Raw genomic sequence first — 806 nt, 5'->3', positions numbered from 1 at the left:
CCCCTGCCGGCCCCGCTCCCGGCAGGGGCACCGCCGCGCTGCCGGCCGCTCAGCGGGAGGCGGGCACCCACCTGCCGCGGCTGCGCACCGTGATCGGGCCGTCCACCTGGCCGGTGGCGTCGTCGGTGGTGAACGCGACCGCGCGGGTGGTGAACGTCCGACCGGTGATCCGGCCGATGTGCACGCCCTGGATGGTGCCCGGGTGGGACGCCTCGGGACCGCCGGGATGGGTCACGTAGAAGGCGAACGAGCCGTCCGGCCGCGCGTTCCAGAAACCGGTGGCCAGGTACTCCGGTTGTCCACTGCCGTCCGGCGGGCCCTCCGCTGTCAACCTGTGGTCGGCGTGGAAGAAGAAGCGCGGTTCGGTCACCGCGGCGTCGGACCCCGTGCCGACGGTCACGGTCAGGTCCCAGACGCCGACCAGGGAGCGCCCGGGCGGTACCGCGGTGGCCGTGTCCGACGCGCGTGCCGTTCCCGACGCGCGTGCCGTTCCCGACGCGGGCGCCGGCCCCGCGTCCGCTGGGTGCGCTGCTTCCGCCGTCCTGGCTGCCGGGGCTCCCTGGGGCGGTCCGGCCGGAGAGACGGCGGTCGCCGTGCCGACTCCGACGAGCGACGCGATCAGGGTGACCCAGAGGGCCAGGAGACGCAGCAGCCGCCGTAAGAGCGGGTCCGCGATGGTGCGCTGTGCGATGTTCGACATGGGGCGTGCCCTTCTGCGAAGCGGGTGTGCGGGTCTGCGGGGGCCGGTGCGCGAGGCGGGGCCCGTGCGCGGCCGGCCGGCCCGGCAAGCCGCAGACAGCGGGAGG

General features: G+C 75.9%; 1 protein-coding gene. It reads right to left on the bottom strand.

Translation table 11 applies throughout. The annotated features are described in order from the left end of the window. Nucleotides 1-49: 49 nt before the first annotated feature. On the bottom strand, nt 50-700 hold the full coding sequence (locus ACYVE9_RS29130) for a hypothetical protein (RefSeq protein WP_461030875.1): 651 nt from the start codon (nt 698-700) through the stop codon (nt 50-52). Nucleotides 701-806: the final 106 nt, after the last annotated feature.

It is taken from the genome of Streptomyces sparsus, assembly GCF_054776295.1.
Note: the sequence above shows the minus strand (reverse complement) of the source record. Positions and strands in the feature narration are given on the sequence as shown.

Coding starts and splice junctions, on each gene's coding strand:
- ACYVE9_RS29130 (WP_461030875.1), bottom strand. CDS start 700: ATGTCGAACATCGCACAGCGCACCATCGCGGACCCGCTCTTACGGCGG.